This is a genomic window from Dyella terrae, assembly GCF_004322705.1.
GTDB lineage: Bacteria > Pseudomonadota > Gammaproteobacteria > Xanthomonadales > Rhodanobacteraceae > Dyella_D > Dyella_D terrae.
Genome location: NZ_SIZZ01000004.1, coordinates 37,899 through 51,993, shown reverse-complemented (window position 1 = coordinate 51,993; position 14,095 = coordinate 37,899). Strand labels below are relative to the sequence as shown.

Annotated in this window: 11 protein-coding genes; 4 read left to right on the top strand and 7 right to left on the bottom strand. The window is 65.4% G+C overall.

The genetic code is table 11. From position 1 onward, the window contains the following. The first annotated feature begins 119 nt into the window (after positions 1 to 119). The gene (locus EYV96_RS17635; protein ID WP_131152912.1) at positions 120 to 893 is read left to right on the top strand and encodes a class I SAM-dependent methyltransferase; all 774 of its coding nucleotides are present in this window, start codon (positions 120 to 122) and stop codon (positions 891 to 893) included. Here EYV96_RS17635 and EYV96_RS17630 read toward each other — a convergent pair. The 5 genes from EYV96_RS17630 to EYV96_RS17610 form a co-directional block, all read right to left on the bottom strand. Continuing rightward, on the bottom strand, positions 884 to 1,264 hold the full coding sequence (locus EYV96_RS17630; protein ID WP_131152911.1) for a DUF6632 domain-containing protein: 381 nt from the start codon (positions 1,262 to 1,264) through the stop codon (positions 884 to 886). The genes EYV96_RS17635 and EYV96_RS17630 overlap by 10 nt on opposite strands. Positions 1,265 to 1,321: 57 nt before the next feature. Continuing rightward, complete coding sequence (locus EYV96_RS17625) at positions 1,322 to 2,083, bottom strand: SDR family oxidoreductase (protein ID WP_131152910.1); 762 nt, start codon at positions 2,081 to 2,083, stop codon at positions 1,322 to 1,324. A gap of 3 nt (positions 2,084 to 2,086) precedes the next feature. Further along, positions 2,087 to 3,487, bottom strand: coding sequence for an efflux transporter outer membrane subunit (locus EYV96_RS17620; protein ID WP_240732655.1), 1,401 nt, complete (start codon positions 3,485 to 3,487; stop codon positions 2,087 to 2,089). 106 nt (positions 3,488 to 3,593) lie between these two features. Then, a complete protein-coding gene (locus EYV96_RS17615) occupies positions 3,594 to 6,794 on the bottom strand; it encodes an efflux RND transporter permease subunit (RefSeq protein WP_131152909.1) in 3,201 nt (1,066 codons plus the stop codon). 132 nt (positions 6,795 to 6,926) lie between these two features. Continuing rightward, complete coding sequence (locus tag EYV96_RS17610) at positions 6,927 to 8,102, bottom strand: efflux RND transporter periplasmic adaptor subunit (RefSeq protein ID WP_131152908.1); 1,176 nt, start codon at positions 8,100 to 8,102, stop codon at positions 6,927 to 6,929. Between the two features lie 145 nt (positions 8,103 to 8,247). On the opposite strand from EYV96_RS17610, the gene EYV96_RS17605 reads away from it, so the two are divergent. The 3 genes from EYV96_RS17605 (at position 8,248) to EYV96_RS17595 (ending at position 11,489) form a co-directional block, all read left to right on the top strand. Next, the gene (locus tag EYV96_RS17605) at positions 8,248 to 9,201 is read left to right on the top strand and encodes a LysR family transcriptional regulator (RefSeq protein WP_131152907.1); all 954 of its coding nucleotides are present in this window, start codon (positions 8,248 to 8,250) and stop codon (positions 9,199 to 9,201) included. 97 nt (positions 9,202 to 9,298) lie between these two features. Beyond that, positions 9,299 to 10,429: a serine hydrolase domain-containing protein gene (locus tag EYV96_RS17600; protein WP_131152906.1), complete on the top strand. Its 1,131-nt coding sequence runs from the start codon at positions 9,299 to 9,301 to the stop codon at positions 10,427 to 10,429. Positions 10,430 to 10,601: 172 nt separating this feature from the next. Continuing rightward, positions 10,602 to 11,489 (top strand): EamA family transporter, encoded by an 888-nt coding sequence (locus EYV96_RS17595; RefSeq protein WP_131152905.1) that lies wholly within the window; start codon positions 10,602 to 10,604, stop codon positions 11,487 to 11,489. Positions 11,490 to 11,571: 82 nt separating this feature from the next. Here the strand turns inward: EYV96_RS17595 and EYV96_RS17590 are convergent, their stop codons facing one another. Continuing rightward, a complete protein-coding gene (locus EYV96_RS17590; protein ID WP_131152904.1) occupies positions 11,572 to 12,402 on the bottom strand; it encodes a GAF domain-containing protein in 831 nt (276 codons plus the stop codon). A 101-nt stretch (positions 12,403 to 12,503) separates the two neighbouring features. Then, on the bottom strand, positions 12,504 to 14,090 hold the full coding sequence (locus EYV96_RS17585) for a winged helix-turn-helix transcriptional regulator (RefSeq protein ID WP_131152903.1): 1,587 nt from the start codon (positions 14,088 to 14,090) through the stop codon (positions 12,504 to 12,506). Between the last annotated feature and the right edge of the window lie 5 nt (positions 14,091 to 14,095).

The window sequence follows — 14,095 nt, the reverse complement described above, 5'->3', positions numbered from 1 at the left end:
ACTCGCTTCGCTCACCCCTTCGGGGCCGACCTTCGGTCGTTCTCCGCCCTTTGGGCTCCGTCCGGCTTTCGTCGGAATGACGACATCGGGGGGAGGTGCTGCAGGTTTAAACTGTACGTATGCGACCCACCCCCGACCTGCTCCGCGCCCATTTCGAAACCATCGAGTCGCTTGAAACCCTGCTCGAAGAGGATCCCTCGCAGCGCGAACAGGTAACCGAACATCTTGACCGGCTCGATCAAGTTACCCGGAGTTTCATCGAGCCGTATCGCCGCGCGATCGCCGAAGGCAACGGTCGGCGAGCCCTGCTGCCCTTGCTGACCGAAGGTAGCGATTCGCCGCCAAGCGCCCACAGTTACGACCACCTCGACAGCTTTCTCGCCGAACTCCTTCCATTCGACGATCCGGGCGACCCCGTCGCGCTCTCGCCGGACATGGTGTTCTATCAACCCACCCCGGCACGCCACGCCTTCGCCTTCCTCCACGCGGCGCAGCTCACCGCGAACGACACCTTGATCGACATCGGCTCCGGGCTAGGCCACGTGCCCTTGCTTGCAGCGATCACCAGTGACGCCTCATGTATGGGTATCGAACAGGACATGGGCCTGGTGCGGTCTGCCACCTCATGCGCCGAAGCGCTGCACCTGTCGCGTATCGCATTCCACACCGAGGATGCACGCGATGCGGACTTCAGTCGTGGCACGGTGTTCTATCTGTATTCGCCGTTCACCGGCGCGATGCTCGATCAGGTGATCGAGCGACTCCGTCTGGAAGCCGCCCAACGTCCCTTTCGCATCGGCACCCTGGGACCGTGCACGAATGTCTTCGCGCGCCAGCCGTGGCTGCACGCCGCCTCTGTCGACGAACATCGGCCGACGCTGTTCTACACCTGAGCCGACCGCCGCGGTGCCAGCCACGCAAGCACGGCCGCCGCGATCAAAAGCGCAGGCACATCGCCCATCAAATGCCCCATGCGGCCCTCGTGCATGAACGACTGCACCGCCATGATCGCGCCGTGGACCACGCTGGACCACACGGCAAACCAGATCAGGCTGGCGTGCTGCGCGGGATGGCGCGCCGCGCGAATCAGGAATACGCCAAGCGTGGCGTACACGCCGACGAGCATCATCGGATAGTCCGAATACCCGCTATGCCACGCCCAGCCTGAGGGCCACAACAGCATCAGGGGATACAACGACAGGGAGACCAGTCCGGCCACCCATAACGCGATGCGCAGCAGGGTCATGCGTTGGTGTTCGGTCATCGTCGTGCCTCCGTGGATGGGGCGAGCATGCGCCCGCCGCATCCATGAGGCGAGTGCCTACCAGTCGATGGGCTGGCGATCGCGGAAGAAGCCGCCGGTGACCGCGCCCGCCGTGGGCAGGCAGGCCGCCCAGACGATGCCGGCCGCGCCGTCCGCAACGGGTCGCCCGCCAGGGCCGCCCATGTCGGTGGCCACCCAGCCGGGACACACCGCATTGACCACGATGCCGCTGCCGCGCAGTTCGCTTGCCAGCATGCGCGTGTACGTATTGAGGGCGGATTTGGAGATGCGGTAGGCGGCGCAGTCTTCACCGGTGCTGCCGCTGGCGCCGCAGCCGCTCGAGACATTCACGATGCGGCCGTAGGCGTGGCGTCGCATCATGGGCAGCACGGCTTCGCTCAGGCGCCAGGCACCAAGCAGATTGGTGTCGAGCGCGCCGCGCACCTGGCCGAGGTCGGCCGTGGATGCCCGGTCATTGAGATCGAAGAAGGCGCCGGCGTTGTTCACCAGCACATCGAGGCGGCCGTAGTCGCGCTCGATAGCGCGGGCCGCGGCATCGACGTCGTCCTGGGCGGTGACGTCCAGCTTCACCGCCACGACATCACCGCCCTCGCGCCGCAGCTGCCGCGCCATCTTCTCGCCCGCCGCCAGCTGCCGCGATCCCAGCAGCACGGTCATGCCTTGCGACGCCAGCTGGCGCACCACTTCCAGGCCCAGTCCGCGATTGCCGCCGCTGACCAGCGCGATGCGCTGATTCAACGGCGGTTCGACCACCGCACGCTCACGCGGAGAGCGGCGAGGGAAGGCGACGGCATTCATGACTCACGGGGCCTGGGCCAGATCCGAGCACTGCTCGTTGCCACAGGCTTCCCAGCCACCACCGATCGCCTTGTACACCGCGACGGCGCGGATGTTGATCCCCGCTTCCGCTTCGGCCAACGCCTGCTCGGCAAACAACTGCGTGCGCTGCGCATCCAGCAAGGTCAGGTAATCGACCGCGCCTTCGTCGTAACGGATCTGCGCCAGATCCGCCGCGCGCCGGCTCTGCTTCACCTGTTCGAGCAGCTTTTGCACGCGCTCACGTTGCAGGTTGAACCCCACCAGCGCATTGCTGACGTCTTCCACGGCGGCAAGCACCGTGCGCTGGTAGGTGGCCATCGCCGCGTCGGCACGTGCCTCGCTGGCATTCACGTTGGAACGCACGCGCTGCACGTTGAGTCCAGGCCAGCTGATGCTCGGCGCGATCGACCAGGCCCGCGTATTGGCGCTGCCGAAGTCGTTGGCCTGGCCAGCGAGGAAACCGACGAAACCACCCAGCGAAATGTGCGGGAACCAGTCGGCCTTGGCCACGCCGATGCGCGCGTTGGCGGCTGCCAGCTCACGTTCGGCGATGCGAACGTCAGGGCGACGTGCGAGCACATCACCGGCGTTGCCGATGGGCAGGCTCACGTCGATGGGCCTGAAGCTCTTCGCGCTCAGGTCGATGTCCAGCTCACCGGGACGCTCGCCCAGCAGCACCGCCAGATGCGCGGCATCGGCATGCGCCTGCGTTTCCAGCACCGGCAACTGCGCTTCGACCGAACTCAGTCGCGCATTGGCACTGGCGACATCCTGCTCCGAACCACTGCCGACCTGGGTGCGTGCTTCGATCACCCGCAGCGACTGGCGCTGGTTTTCGATATCGCGCTTGGCCACGTCAATCTGCAACTGCGTGCCACGCAGGTCGAAGTAGTAGCGCGCGACGTCGGCGAACAACGTTACCTGCGCATCCTGCAGCGAGGCCGCACTGGCCTGCGCCTGTGCACCTGCCGCTTCGACCGAACGCCGCACACCGCCGAACAAGTCGATTTCCCAGCTGGCATCGAAACCGGCCTGGTACTGCTCGACCGTCGTGCGTTGCGAGGTGAAGCCCGGCTGCTGCCCGCGGCTGCGCGAATAGCTGGCATCGGCGTTCACCGTGGGCCACTGGTCCGAACGGGCCACGCCGAGCAGGGCGCGCGATTCACGCAGGTGCGCCATGGCGATCTTCAGGTCCGGCGCATTCTTCGCCGCGCGCTGGATGAGGGCATCCAGTGTGGGGTCGTTGAACTGCGTCCACCAGCGGGCCTGGAAATCCTGCGCGACCACTTCCGTCGACTGGCTCACCGACAACGGCGCCGTATCGGGCTTGTGATAGTCCGGGCCGACGCTGGCGCAACCGGCCAGCAACAGCGCGCTGGCCATGGCGGTCAGCTGCTGCCGCCGGACTCGTGCCCGCAGGGCAGGCACGAGTTGGACAAGGCGTTGCGGCATGGCGACCGCAAAGACATAACGAAGGTAACTAAGCATCTCAATGTTCCTCCAGCGCCGGTGCCGGCAGGCCATGGGCGGCCTTGCGCGCGCGGCGGCGTTCAATGATTCGCTCACTCCAGCCGCGAATCAGCACATAGAACAGCGGCGTGAAGATCAGGCCGAAGAAGGTGACGCCCAACATGCCGGCGAACACCGCCACACCCATCGCATGACGCATCTCCGCACCGGCACCGTGCGAGGTCACCAGCGGCACCACGCCCATGATGAAAGCGAACGAGGTCATCAGGATCGGGCGCAGTCGCAGGCGGGCGGCTTCCAGCACGGCCTGCACGCGGTCCATGCCTTCGTGGATCTGCGCTTCGCGGGCAAACTCCACGATCAGGATCGCGTTCTTGCACGCCAGGCCCACCAGCACGATCAAACCGATCTGGGTGAAGATGTTGTTGTCACCACCGGACAGCCACACACCGCTGATGGCCGACAACAGCACCATCGGCACGATCAGGATCACGGCCAGCGGCAGGGCGAGGCTTTCGTACAGCGAAGCGAGCACCAGGAACACCAGCAGCACGCACAGCGGGAACACCAGGCCTGCGGTATTGCCGGCGAGGATCTGCTGATAGGTGAGTTCGGTCCATTCGAAGCTCATGCCATTGGGCAGGTTCTGGCGCGCAATGCGTTCCATCGCTTCCTGCGCCTGGCCGCTGCTGTAACCCGGTGCCGGGCCGCCGTTGATTTCGGCGGTCGGATAACCGTTGTAGTGCTGCACGCGATCGGGGCCGACGCTCTGGCGCACGGTAACGAACGAACCCAGCGGGATCGCCTCGCCGCTCGCATTGCGCGTCTTCAGTTGCAGGATGTTCTCAGGCTCGCTGCGGAAGCTCTGTTCCGCCGACACATTCACCTGGTAGGTACGACCGAAGCGATTGAAGTCGTTGACGTAGAGCGAACCGAGGTAGGCCTGCATGGTCTGGTACACATCAGCCAGATCCACGCCTTCGGCCTTGGCCTTCTCGCGATCGATGTCGGCGTCAATCTGCGGCACGCTCACCTGGTAGCTGGAGAACAGCCCCGCGAGTGCCGGTTCCTTGTGGCTGGCGGCGATCAGGTTCTGCGTCTGGTTGAACAGTTCCTCGAAGCCCGCATCCGAACGATCTTCCACCTGCACGCGGAAACCACCGATCGTGCCCAGGCCCATCACCGGCGGCGGCGGGAACACCGCGATATACGCATCCTGGATGGCGGCGTATTTCTGGTTAAGCGCACCGGCAATCGCACCGGCCGACAGCGACGCATCACGACGTTCCTCGAAGGGCTTCAAGGTGACGAACACGATGCCTGCATTGGTGCTGTTGGTGAAGCCGTTGATCGACAGGCCCGGGAAGGCCACCGCGCTTTCCACGCCCGGCTGTTTCAGCGCGATGTCGCTCATGCGACGGATCACCGCTTCCGAACGATCCAGCGACGAGGCATCCGGCAACTGCGCGAACGACACCAGGTACTGCTTGTCCTGCGGCGGCACGAAGCCGGTCGGCACCTTGGCGAAACCGAAAGCACCCAGCAGCACCAGGCCACCGTAGATCACCAGCGCGATGCCGCCGCTGCGCAGGATGCGCTTCACGCCACCGACGTAGCCATTGGCACTCTTCACGAACATGCGGTTGAACGGACGGAAGATCCAGCCGAACAGGCGATCGATCCAGATGCTGAGCTTGTCCTTCGGCGCGTTGTGCTCTTTAAGCAGCACGGCGGCAAGGGCGGGGCTCAGGGTGAGCGAGTTGAAGGCCGAGATCACCGTCGAGATGGCGATGGTCAGCGCGAACTGGCGATAGAACTGGCCGGTCAGACCGCTGATAAAGGCGGCCGGCACGAACACCGCGCACAGCACCAGTGCCGTGGCGACGATGGGGCCGGTCACTTCGCTCATCGCGCGCCGCGTCGCATCTTTGGGATGCATGCCGTGCTCGATGTGTCGTTCGACGTTTTCCACCACCACGATGGCGTCATCAACCACGATGCCGATGGCCAGCACCAGGCCAAACAGCGACAGCGCATTGAGCGAGAAGCCGGCCAGATGCATCACGGCGAACGTGCCGATCAGCGACACGGGGACGGCGACCAGCGGAATGATCGAGGCGCGCCAGGTCTGCAGGAACAGGATCACCACCAGCACGACCAGGCCAATGGCTTCGAACAGCGTATGCACCACCGCGTCGATCGAACCACGCACGAAGATGGTCGGGTCGTAGACGATGCTGAAATCCACGCCCTGCGGGAAATCCTTCTTCAGCTCCGCCATGGTGGCGCGGACTTCGTCGGAGATCTGGATGGCGTTGGAGCCCGGGCGGGCAAAGATCGGCAGCGCCACGGCCGGACGGTTGTTGAGCAGGCTGCGCAGGGCGTAGTTGTTCGAGCCCAGTTCCACGCGGGCGACGTCGCGCAGATGCGTGACGGCACCGGTGGCGGCGTCCGTGCGCACGATGATGTTGAGGAAGTCTTCCTCGTTGATCAGGCGGCCCTGCGTATTGATGTTGAGCTGGAACGCGGCGTTGCTCGGGCCGGGGGGCGCATTGAGCGCACCGGCGGCGACGGCAACGTTCTGTTCCTGGATCGCATGGATCACGTCACCGGTGGTGAGCTGGCGGATCGCCAGGCGCTGCGGGTCCAGCCACACGCGCATGGAGTATTCGCCGGCACCGAAGATCTGCACGTCGCCCACGCCGTTGAGGCGCGCGAGCTGGTCCTTGATGTGCAGGCGCGCGTAGTTCGACAGATACAACATGTCGTAGCGCTGATCGGGCGAGATCAGATGCACCACCATGGTGAGGTCGGGCGAGCTCTTCTGCGTGGTGACACCCAGGCGCTGCACTTCCTGTGGCAGCTTGGTGAGCGCCTGCGCGACGCGGTTCTGCACCTGCACCTGGGCGTTGTCCAGGTCCGTGCCGAGCGCGAAGGTCACGGTCAGCGTCATGGCGCCGTCGCTGGTGGCCTGCGAGGCGGTGTAGAGCATGCCTTCGACGCCGTTGATCTGTTCTTCCAGCGGCGTGGCGACGGTTTCGGCGATGACCTTCGGGTTCGCACCCGGATAGCTCGCTTTCACCACCACCGTGGGCGGCACCACTTCGGGGTATTCGCTGATCGGCAGCTGGAACAGCGAGATCGCGCCAGCAATGACGATCAGTACGGATAGGACGCCGGCCAGAATCGGCCTGTCCACGAAAAATTGGGCGATTTTCATCGAATCGGTCCTGTTGGTTGCCCGCATGCAGGCATGCAGGGCTCCATCACGCCGGCACCTGCCGGCATGTGAGGTATGGCTCGGGGCATTCGGTGTTACGGGGTGGGCGCTATCCCGCGACCCACCCGTGAATCAGTTCTTCTTCGCGACCTGGGCCAGCTGGCGATCCGCATCCTGTGCGCGGCTGTCCATCGCCACCTTGGTCGGATTCACTTCGGCACCCGGGCGGATGCGCTGCAGGCCGTTCACCACCACCACATCGCCGGCACCGAGGCCGTCATTGACCACGCGCAGGCCATCGAGGATCGGGCCGGTGGTGATCTTGCGGTACTCGACCTTGCGGTCCTTGGTGAGTACGTAGACGTACTTGTTGCCCAGGTCCGTGGCCACAGCGCGGTCGTCGATCAGGGCGCGCTTACTCTGTGCATCGCTGCGCAGTTGGACGCGGACGTAGAGACCGGGCGTGTAACGGGCATCGGCGTTGTCGAACACGGCGCGCAGGCGGATGGTGCCGGAGCCGGCGCGCAGCTGGTTGTCGACGAAGTCGATGCGACCGGCGTGCGGGAAGCCCTTCTCGTTGGCCAGCGCCATCGCCACGCGCGGCGCACCGCCGTGGGCGCGACGCTGTTCGTCGAGCTTGAGGTAGCTGTGCTCGTCGACGTCGAAGTAGGCGTAGACCGGGTCCACGCTCACCACGCTGGTCAGCACGTCATTGCTGGTGACCAGGTTGCCCGGGGTGACCAGGGCGTTGCTGACGCGGCCGTCGATCGGCGCGCGCACCTCGGTGAAGCCCAGGTTGAGGCGGGCGGCCTGCAGCGCGGCGGTGGTCGAGGCGACCTGGGCCTTGCTGCTCTGGGAGGCGGTGTCGAGGCGGTCGGCCTCTTCGCGCGAGATGGCGTGCTGGTCGAGCAGCTTGCGGCCGCGGCCGGCGTTGGCTTCGGCCAGGGCCTGTTCGGCACGGGCCTGGTTGAGATTGGCGGTCAGACGATCCACTTCAGCCTGGAAGGGACGCGGATCGATACGGAACAGCAGCTGGCCTTTCTTGACCGCCGCGCCTTCGGTGAAGTGGATCGAATCCACGTAGCCGCCGACGCGGGGGCGCAGCTGGACGGTGTCCACGGCCTGGAGGCGGCCGGTGAATTCGTCCGAATCGCTGACCTGGCGCACCAGTACCTGGGCGACGGTCACTTCCGGCGGGCCACCGACGGCGGCGGTTTGGGCGTGGCTTTCACCACGGGTGCCGACAACAGCCCAGCTGCCGGCAATGGCCACGGCGGCGAGGGAGGCGAAGATCCATCGTTGTTTCATGGGGAGGAGCTCCTTGAATTAGTGAACCGTTCGGTCCAATTCGTTCGAGGCGCGAGAGAATAGATGTACTTTGCGGTATAGAAAATCCGTTTCTTGTGCAATGCAGTGGTGACTGGCAGTCACGAATAGGCGGAGAATCGTCCCTATGGAAGACTTTGCAGCAATTTCGGCCTTTGTCCGGGTGGTGGAAGCCAAAAGCTTCGCCGCGGCGGCGTCCCAACTGGGCATGACTCCCTCGGGTGTCAGCCGCGCCGTATCGCGCCTGGAGGAACGCCTCGGAGCGCGCCTGCTGTTCCGGTCGACCCGGTCCCTGCGCCTTACCGACGATGGGGCCGCGTTCCATGCACGTTGCAAGGAGATCCTCGCCGATCTCACCGAGGCGACCGAGGCCCTGAACTACGCCACGCGCAAGCCGACGGGGCGTTTGCGGGTTGGGCTGTCGCTGGCCGTGGGCCGGGCGGCGCTGATTCCGCGCCTGGACGAGTTCGAAGCGCGCTATCCGGATATCCGCCTGGAGCTGTCGATGAACGACGCGCCGGGCGACCTCAATGAAGAGGGTATGGATTGCGCCATTCGCGTGGGCCAGTTGGAGGATTCTTCGCTGATCGCCCGCAAGATCGGCTATCTGCGCAACGTGGTCTGCGCCTCGCCGGCCTATCTGGCCCGCTACGGCGCGCCGCAGAGCATCGAGGACCTGCGCCATCACCGCTGCATCAACTACATCATGCCCAACGGCAAGCCGCGCCAATGGCAGTTCGACACGCCCAGTGGCCAGGTCGGCGTGGATATCGATGCCCACCTGCTGATCAACGACGCCGAGTCGGTGATCCAGGCCGTCGGCGCCGGGCTCGGTATCACGCAGGCGCCGCACATGCTGGTGGCCTGCATGCTCGACAAGGGCATGCTGGAGCTGGTGATGACCGACACGGTGTCCACCGGCAAGCCGGTGTGGATCGTCTATCCCCAGAAGAAGCACTTGTCGGCACGGGTGCAGGCCTTCATCGAGTGGGTGCGCGAGCTGTTCGACCGCACCAACGAGCCGGGGCTGAAAAAGATCGTCGGCGTGAAGTCCGTGGGCGAGCAGCGGCTGAGTGCGTAAGCGACTGATTCGTCGCCACTTCATTTTTCTTCATTCGGGCATCAGGCACTTCATTCGCTGATCGGTTCCCGTGGGTCTCCCCTAACGGAGATCCACCATGAACACCCGGTTCCTGCAATCCGCCCTGACGGCCGCCCTCGTGTGGGCCGGTGCGGTAACGCCCGTAGTCGCTGGCGACTATCTGCCGCCAGCAAAATCCGACGACGGCTGGAGCACCGGCAACGCCGCCGCCCTGCATTGGGACACCAGCCGCTTCGGCGCGCTCGAAGACAAGCTTGCCGACAACACCTACAAGGGCATCACCAGTGTGCTGGTGGTCAAAGACGGTGCGCTGGTCTACGAGAAGTACTTCAACGGCAGCGACGCCACCCAGCTCAACGACATCCGTTCGGCTAGCAAGAGCATCACGGCCTGGCTGGTGGGCGCGGCGATCGACCGGGGTTTGATCCCCAGTGCGCAGGCGAAGGTCTATGGCTACTTCCCTGACAAGCAGCCGGTGCAGCACCCGGATGCGCGCAAGCAGGCGATGACGCTGGAAGACCTCCTCACCATGAGTTCGCTGTGGGAATGCGACGACGAAAACCAGTTCTCGTCCGGCAACGAGGAGCGCATGTACGTCAGCGAAGACTGGCTGCAGTTCGCGCTGGACTTGCCCATCAAGGGTTTTGCACCGTGGATGACCAAGCCCGCGGACAGCCCGCATGGCCGCGCCTTCTCCTACTGCACCGCCGGGGCTTTCGTCGCCGGCGCCGTGGTGGAGCGCGCCACGCACCAGCCGCTGTCGGCCTTCGCCGCCGAAGCGCTGGAGAAACCGCTGGGAATCACCCAGGTGCACTGGAACGCTTCGCCGCTGGGCATCGGGATGGGCGGCGGTGGCACCCGCTACCGCAGCCGCGACCTGGCCAAGCTCGGCGAGCTGGCGCTGGATGGCGGTCGCTGGAAGGGCAAGCAGATCGTGTCCGAAGCATGGGTGCGCAGCATGCTGACGGTGCACGCCCAGGCCCGCGATGATGCCGACTACGGTTACCTGTGGTGGCAGTTCCGGTTTCCGGTGAAAGGCACGGACGAACCGGTCTGGGCCATGTCGGGCAATGGCGGCAACTACGTATTCGTCATGCCCTCGCGCAAGCTCGTCGCGGTGGTGACCAGCAAGGCGTACAACCAGCGCTATGCGCATCCGCAATCGCAGGAGATCTTCCGCGATTACGTGCTGAAAGCGCTGCCGTGAGGTCGGGTGCTGCGCGCCCTGTTATGCCGCCCCGCGTGGCGGGGCCGTGAACGGGGAACGGAAAAGAGCGGGGTGTGGTTGCTGACAGGGGATGTCAGCAATGGGGTGGGATGGCATGGGTTTGGGTGGGGGGAGCTGTCATCATGACTACCCCACTTTCCCCGGTTACATCATGTCTTCCCGTTCTCCCGTTGCTGAAATGGCGCTGGCCGTTGGCGTGCTCGTCGTTGCGATGGTGTCGTACCAGTGCGGCGCGTCGCTGGCCAAGCATTTGTTTCCGCACGTCGGAGCGCAGGGTGCGACGGCGTATCGCCTGGGGTTGAGCGCGCTGATCCTGATCCTGTGGCGTCGTCCGTGGCGCCGCATGGATCAGTGGAAGGACTGGCACGCGATCTGGGGTTACGGCTTGTCGCTGGGCGCGATGAACCTGGTGTTCTACATGTCCCTGCGCACCATTCCGCTGGGCATCGCGGTGGCGCTGGAGTTCACCGGGCCATTGACGCTGGCGCTCGTCGGCTCGCGCCGACTGCTCGACTTCGTCTGGATCGCGCTGGTGATCGCGGGTCTCCTGCTGCTGCTGCCTTTGCGCGGGCAGGCGCAGGGCCTTGATCCCGTCGGCGTGATGTATGCGCTGGCGGCGGGCGTGGGCTGGGCGCTGTACATCGTGATGGGCCAGAAAGCCGGTGCCGGCTTCGGTGCCGATGCCGTCACGCTCGGGACGTCCATCGGCGCGCTGCTGGTGATTCCCTTTGGCGTGGCGCACGCCGGTACCGCGTTGCTGTCGCCCGAACTGCTGCCTTACGCGATCGGCGTGGCCTTCCTGAGCTCCGCCTTGCCGTATTCGCTGGAGATGATGGCGCTGACGCGCTTGCCGGCGCGCACGTTCAGCACGCTGCTGAGCCTTGAGCCGGCCATCGCGGCCATGGCGGGCGTGATCCTGTTGAGCGAACACCTCACCGCCGTGCAGTGGATGGCCATCGTGGCGATTATCGTGGCGGCGGCGGGTACCGCGATGAGTTCGCGGAGTAAGAGCGGGGATGTCGCGCCTGCGGCGCTGTAAACGGTAAACGGAAAAAGCTGAGCGAACGGCCGTCCGAACCTGCTCTTACCTGTTCACCGTTCACAGCGCCGCAGGCGCGAATTCACCGTTCCTCCGACCGGGCATCGATCTCCGCGCCAATCGCTTTCGCGTACTTCTCCAACGAACGGATCGTGGCCGGATCCAGCCGGCGCGGCAGGGGATCGACCGCACATAGCGTGCCGAAGAAGCGGCCATCCGCCCGATAGATCGGTATCGAGATGTAGCTTTCGAACCCGTACAGCGCCGGCGTCGGATGGCGGGAATAATGCGGATGCGCGCTGGCGTGGTCGATGGTGACGATATGGCCGTGCTCGCGGATCTCGTTGCAGATGGTGGTTTCGAGCACCAGGTCCTGGCCGGCGCGCAGGCCGAAATTTATCGTGTCGTACACGGCGCAGGCGGTCCAGCGCGTGTCGGATACGCGCGCGACGGTGGCGAAGCGCATGCCGGTTTCACGCGATACCGCTTCGAGGATTTTCCCGATGACGGGGATATGCGCCACCAGGTCGACGTCGCGCGTGGCGGCCTGGTTTTCTTCTTCGGGTGTCGATGACGACCCGGATCGCAGGCGCTCCATCACGCGCCGCTGCAGGCTGATGCGCGACACGCGGTGCACGAAGTCGCGCACCGTCGTGGTCAGTCCGCGCAGCTTTGCGATCGGGCCGGCGACGACAAGGCTGCGCACGTCCAGACGCACCTGCTCCAGTTCATGGCGCTTCCGGAAGGTTTCGACCTCGCAGGCGAAAGCCTCGATCCAGAAGTGGTCGGGTTGTGTATCGAGGAGGGCAATCATCACCGGCGGCACGTCGGGGTGCGTGGTGGACGAGGGCATGTCGAATCCGACCACGGACGGTGGCCAGGCGTAGTCCGACGATGACTCTTGCGTGGGCATGGCACCGGCTCCCCTCCGAGCTGCCTGTGCGGAGTATGACCACGGCAGCAGAGACTTGAATAGGAATAATTTCGGCTACGCCGAAAGTTGGGTAAGGCGTCTCAGGGCGATGGCGCGGCGAGGTCCGCCGGTCGCCAGGGGGCGGCCAGGACCTGCGCGCGTTGCGCGGCGACCCGGCGGCTGATGCTGTCGATGGCCTGGGCGTAAACCGGCTCGGCCGACAGCGACTTGAGCAGGGGCGAGACCTGCAGGTACGCCTGGTCCGAGTAGCCGGCATCGACGGCACGAGACAGCGTCGTCAGGGCATCCGCGCGCTGGCCGTGCGCCAGTTGCAGCATGGCCAGCTCCAGCTGGTCGGAGGGGTAACCCATGCCTTGTCCCAGCTGCTTGCGCATATCCGTGATGCGCGCCTCCAGCCACGCCGGGTCCGGTGCCTGGTCCTGGTAAAGGGCGACCAGGGTGGTGGGCATGCTCATCTGGGGGCGTAGCGCGGCGGCCTGCCTGAAGGCGGCCAGCGCCGCCGCCCGGTCCCCGCGAACCAGCGCCAGCTCGCCGGCCAGTTGGTAAAGGCCCACGTGCGGGGTATGTCGCGCCATGGCTTCGTCGAGCGCGGCCTGGGCTTCGGCAAAGCGCCCCTGCAGGTACAGGTGCTGGGGCCAGGCGATGTTGGAGAAGACATTGTCCGGATTGAGCTGGAAGCTCTTGCGAAAGCGCCCTTCGGCCGCGTCGTGGAAGCCGAGCAGGTCCATCTCCCGAGCGATCTGCACGTCGCGGTAGCGCACCCGCGCCGTCGGATCGCGCATGGCCAGATTGCTGCGCAGCGCGTCGGCCAGCTGGCCGCGCTCCTGGTAGAGGTAGGCGGCGGAGGAGCGGCTGGCATCGTCGTTCGGATCCAGCGCGACGGCTTTTTCATACGCATCGATGGCCGGCTGCATCTCACCGCGGCAGTCATGCGCATAGGCGAGGGCGGACCACGCCGTGGCGTCGTTCGGCGCGTCACGCAGCGCAGCCTGGGCCAGATCCTGCGCCTGGCGCGTCCATTCGTAGGGGAAGTTGTAGAGGCACACGCGTGCGCTGTAGGCGCGGCTCAAGCCCACCTTCGCGGCTACGCTGGTTGAGTCGATCGCGAGCAGTTGTTGATACAGCGCCGCCGCGCGTTCGTTGTTGTCACGCTGGCCGATGCCGGCGTAGTAGCTCGCGCGTTGCAGCAGCTCCTGTTGCGGTCCGGGCGCGGCGAGGGTGGGCGTGCGGTGCGCATGCCACCCGACAGCGAGTGCGGCCGCACCGACGACGATGACCGGCACGATCCACAGCCAGCGTCGGCGCGCTGACTCCCGCGTCACTGTCTCCTGCGGCACCAGCGCATCCAGCGCCACGGCCGGTTCGCACAGCTGGTAACCGCGCCCGCGCACCGAACGGATGTAGCGAGGACTGCGCCCGTCATCGCCCAGCGACTGCCGCAGCAGCTTCACGCGCTGCGTGACGGTTTCTTCGTTGACGACGGCTGGCGCCCAGACTTCCGCCATCAGCGTGTCGAAACTGACAACGTCGATACCATGGCGAAGCAGGCAGGCCAGTAACTGAAAACTCAGGCCCTGCACGTCCAGTTCCGTCTCGCCGCGACTCACGCGATGGCGAACCAGGTCGACGTGCAGGTCGATCCATCGATAGTGGCGTGGCGATTCCATGCCGC

Bases quoted from the DNA above. Each gene is read 5' to 3' on its own strand.
- EYV96_RS17590 (WP_131152904.1), bottom strand. From the start codon at position 12,402: ATGCCCACGCAAGAGTCATCGTCGGACTACGCCTGGCCACCGTCCGTG.
- EYV96_RS17635 (WP_131152912.1), top strand. From the start codon at position 120: ATGCGACCCACCCCCGACCTGCTCCGCGCCCATTTCGAAACCATCGAG.
- EYV96_RS17600 (WP_131152906.1), top strand. From the start codon at position 9,299: ATGAACACCCGGTTCCTGCAATCCGCCCTGACGGCCGCCCTCGTGTGG.
- EYV96_RS17615 (WP_131152909.1), bottom strand. From the start codon at position 6,794: ATGAAAATCGCCCAATTTTTCGTGGACAGGCCGATTCTGGCCGGCGTC.
- EYV96_RS17595 (WP_131152905.1), top strand. From the start codon at position 10,602: ATGTCTTCCCGTTCTCCCGTTGCTGAAATGGCGCTGGCCGTTGGCGTG.
- EYV96_RS17620 (WP_240732655.1), bottom strand. From the start codon at position 3,487: ATGGCCAGCGCGCTGTTGCTGGCCGGTTGCGCCAGCGTCGGCCCGGAC.
- EYV96_RS17630 (WP_131152911.1), bottom strand. From the start codon at position 1,264: ATGACCGAACACCAACGCATGACCCTGCTGCGCATCGCGTTATGGGTG.
- EYV96_RS17605 (WP_131152907.1), top strand. From the start codon at position 8,248: ATGGAAGACTTTGCAGCAATTTCGGCCTTTGTCCGGGTGGTGGAAGCC.
- EYV96_RS17625 (WP_131152910.1), bottom strand. From the start codon at position 2,083: ATGAATGCCGTCGCCTTCCCTCGCCGCTCTCCGCGTGAGCGTGCGGTG.
- EYV96_RS17585 (WP_131152903.1), bottom strand. From the start codon at position 14,090: ATGGAATCGCCACGCCACTATCGATGGATCGACCTGCACGTCGACCTG.
- EYV96_RS17610 (WP_131152908.1), bottom strand. From the start codon at position 8,102: ATGAAACAACGATGGATCTTCGCCTCCCTCGCCGCCGTGGCCATTGCC.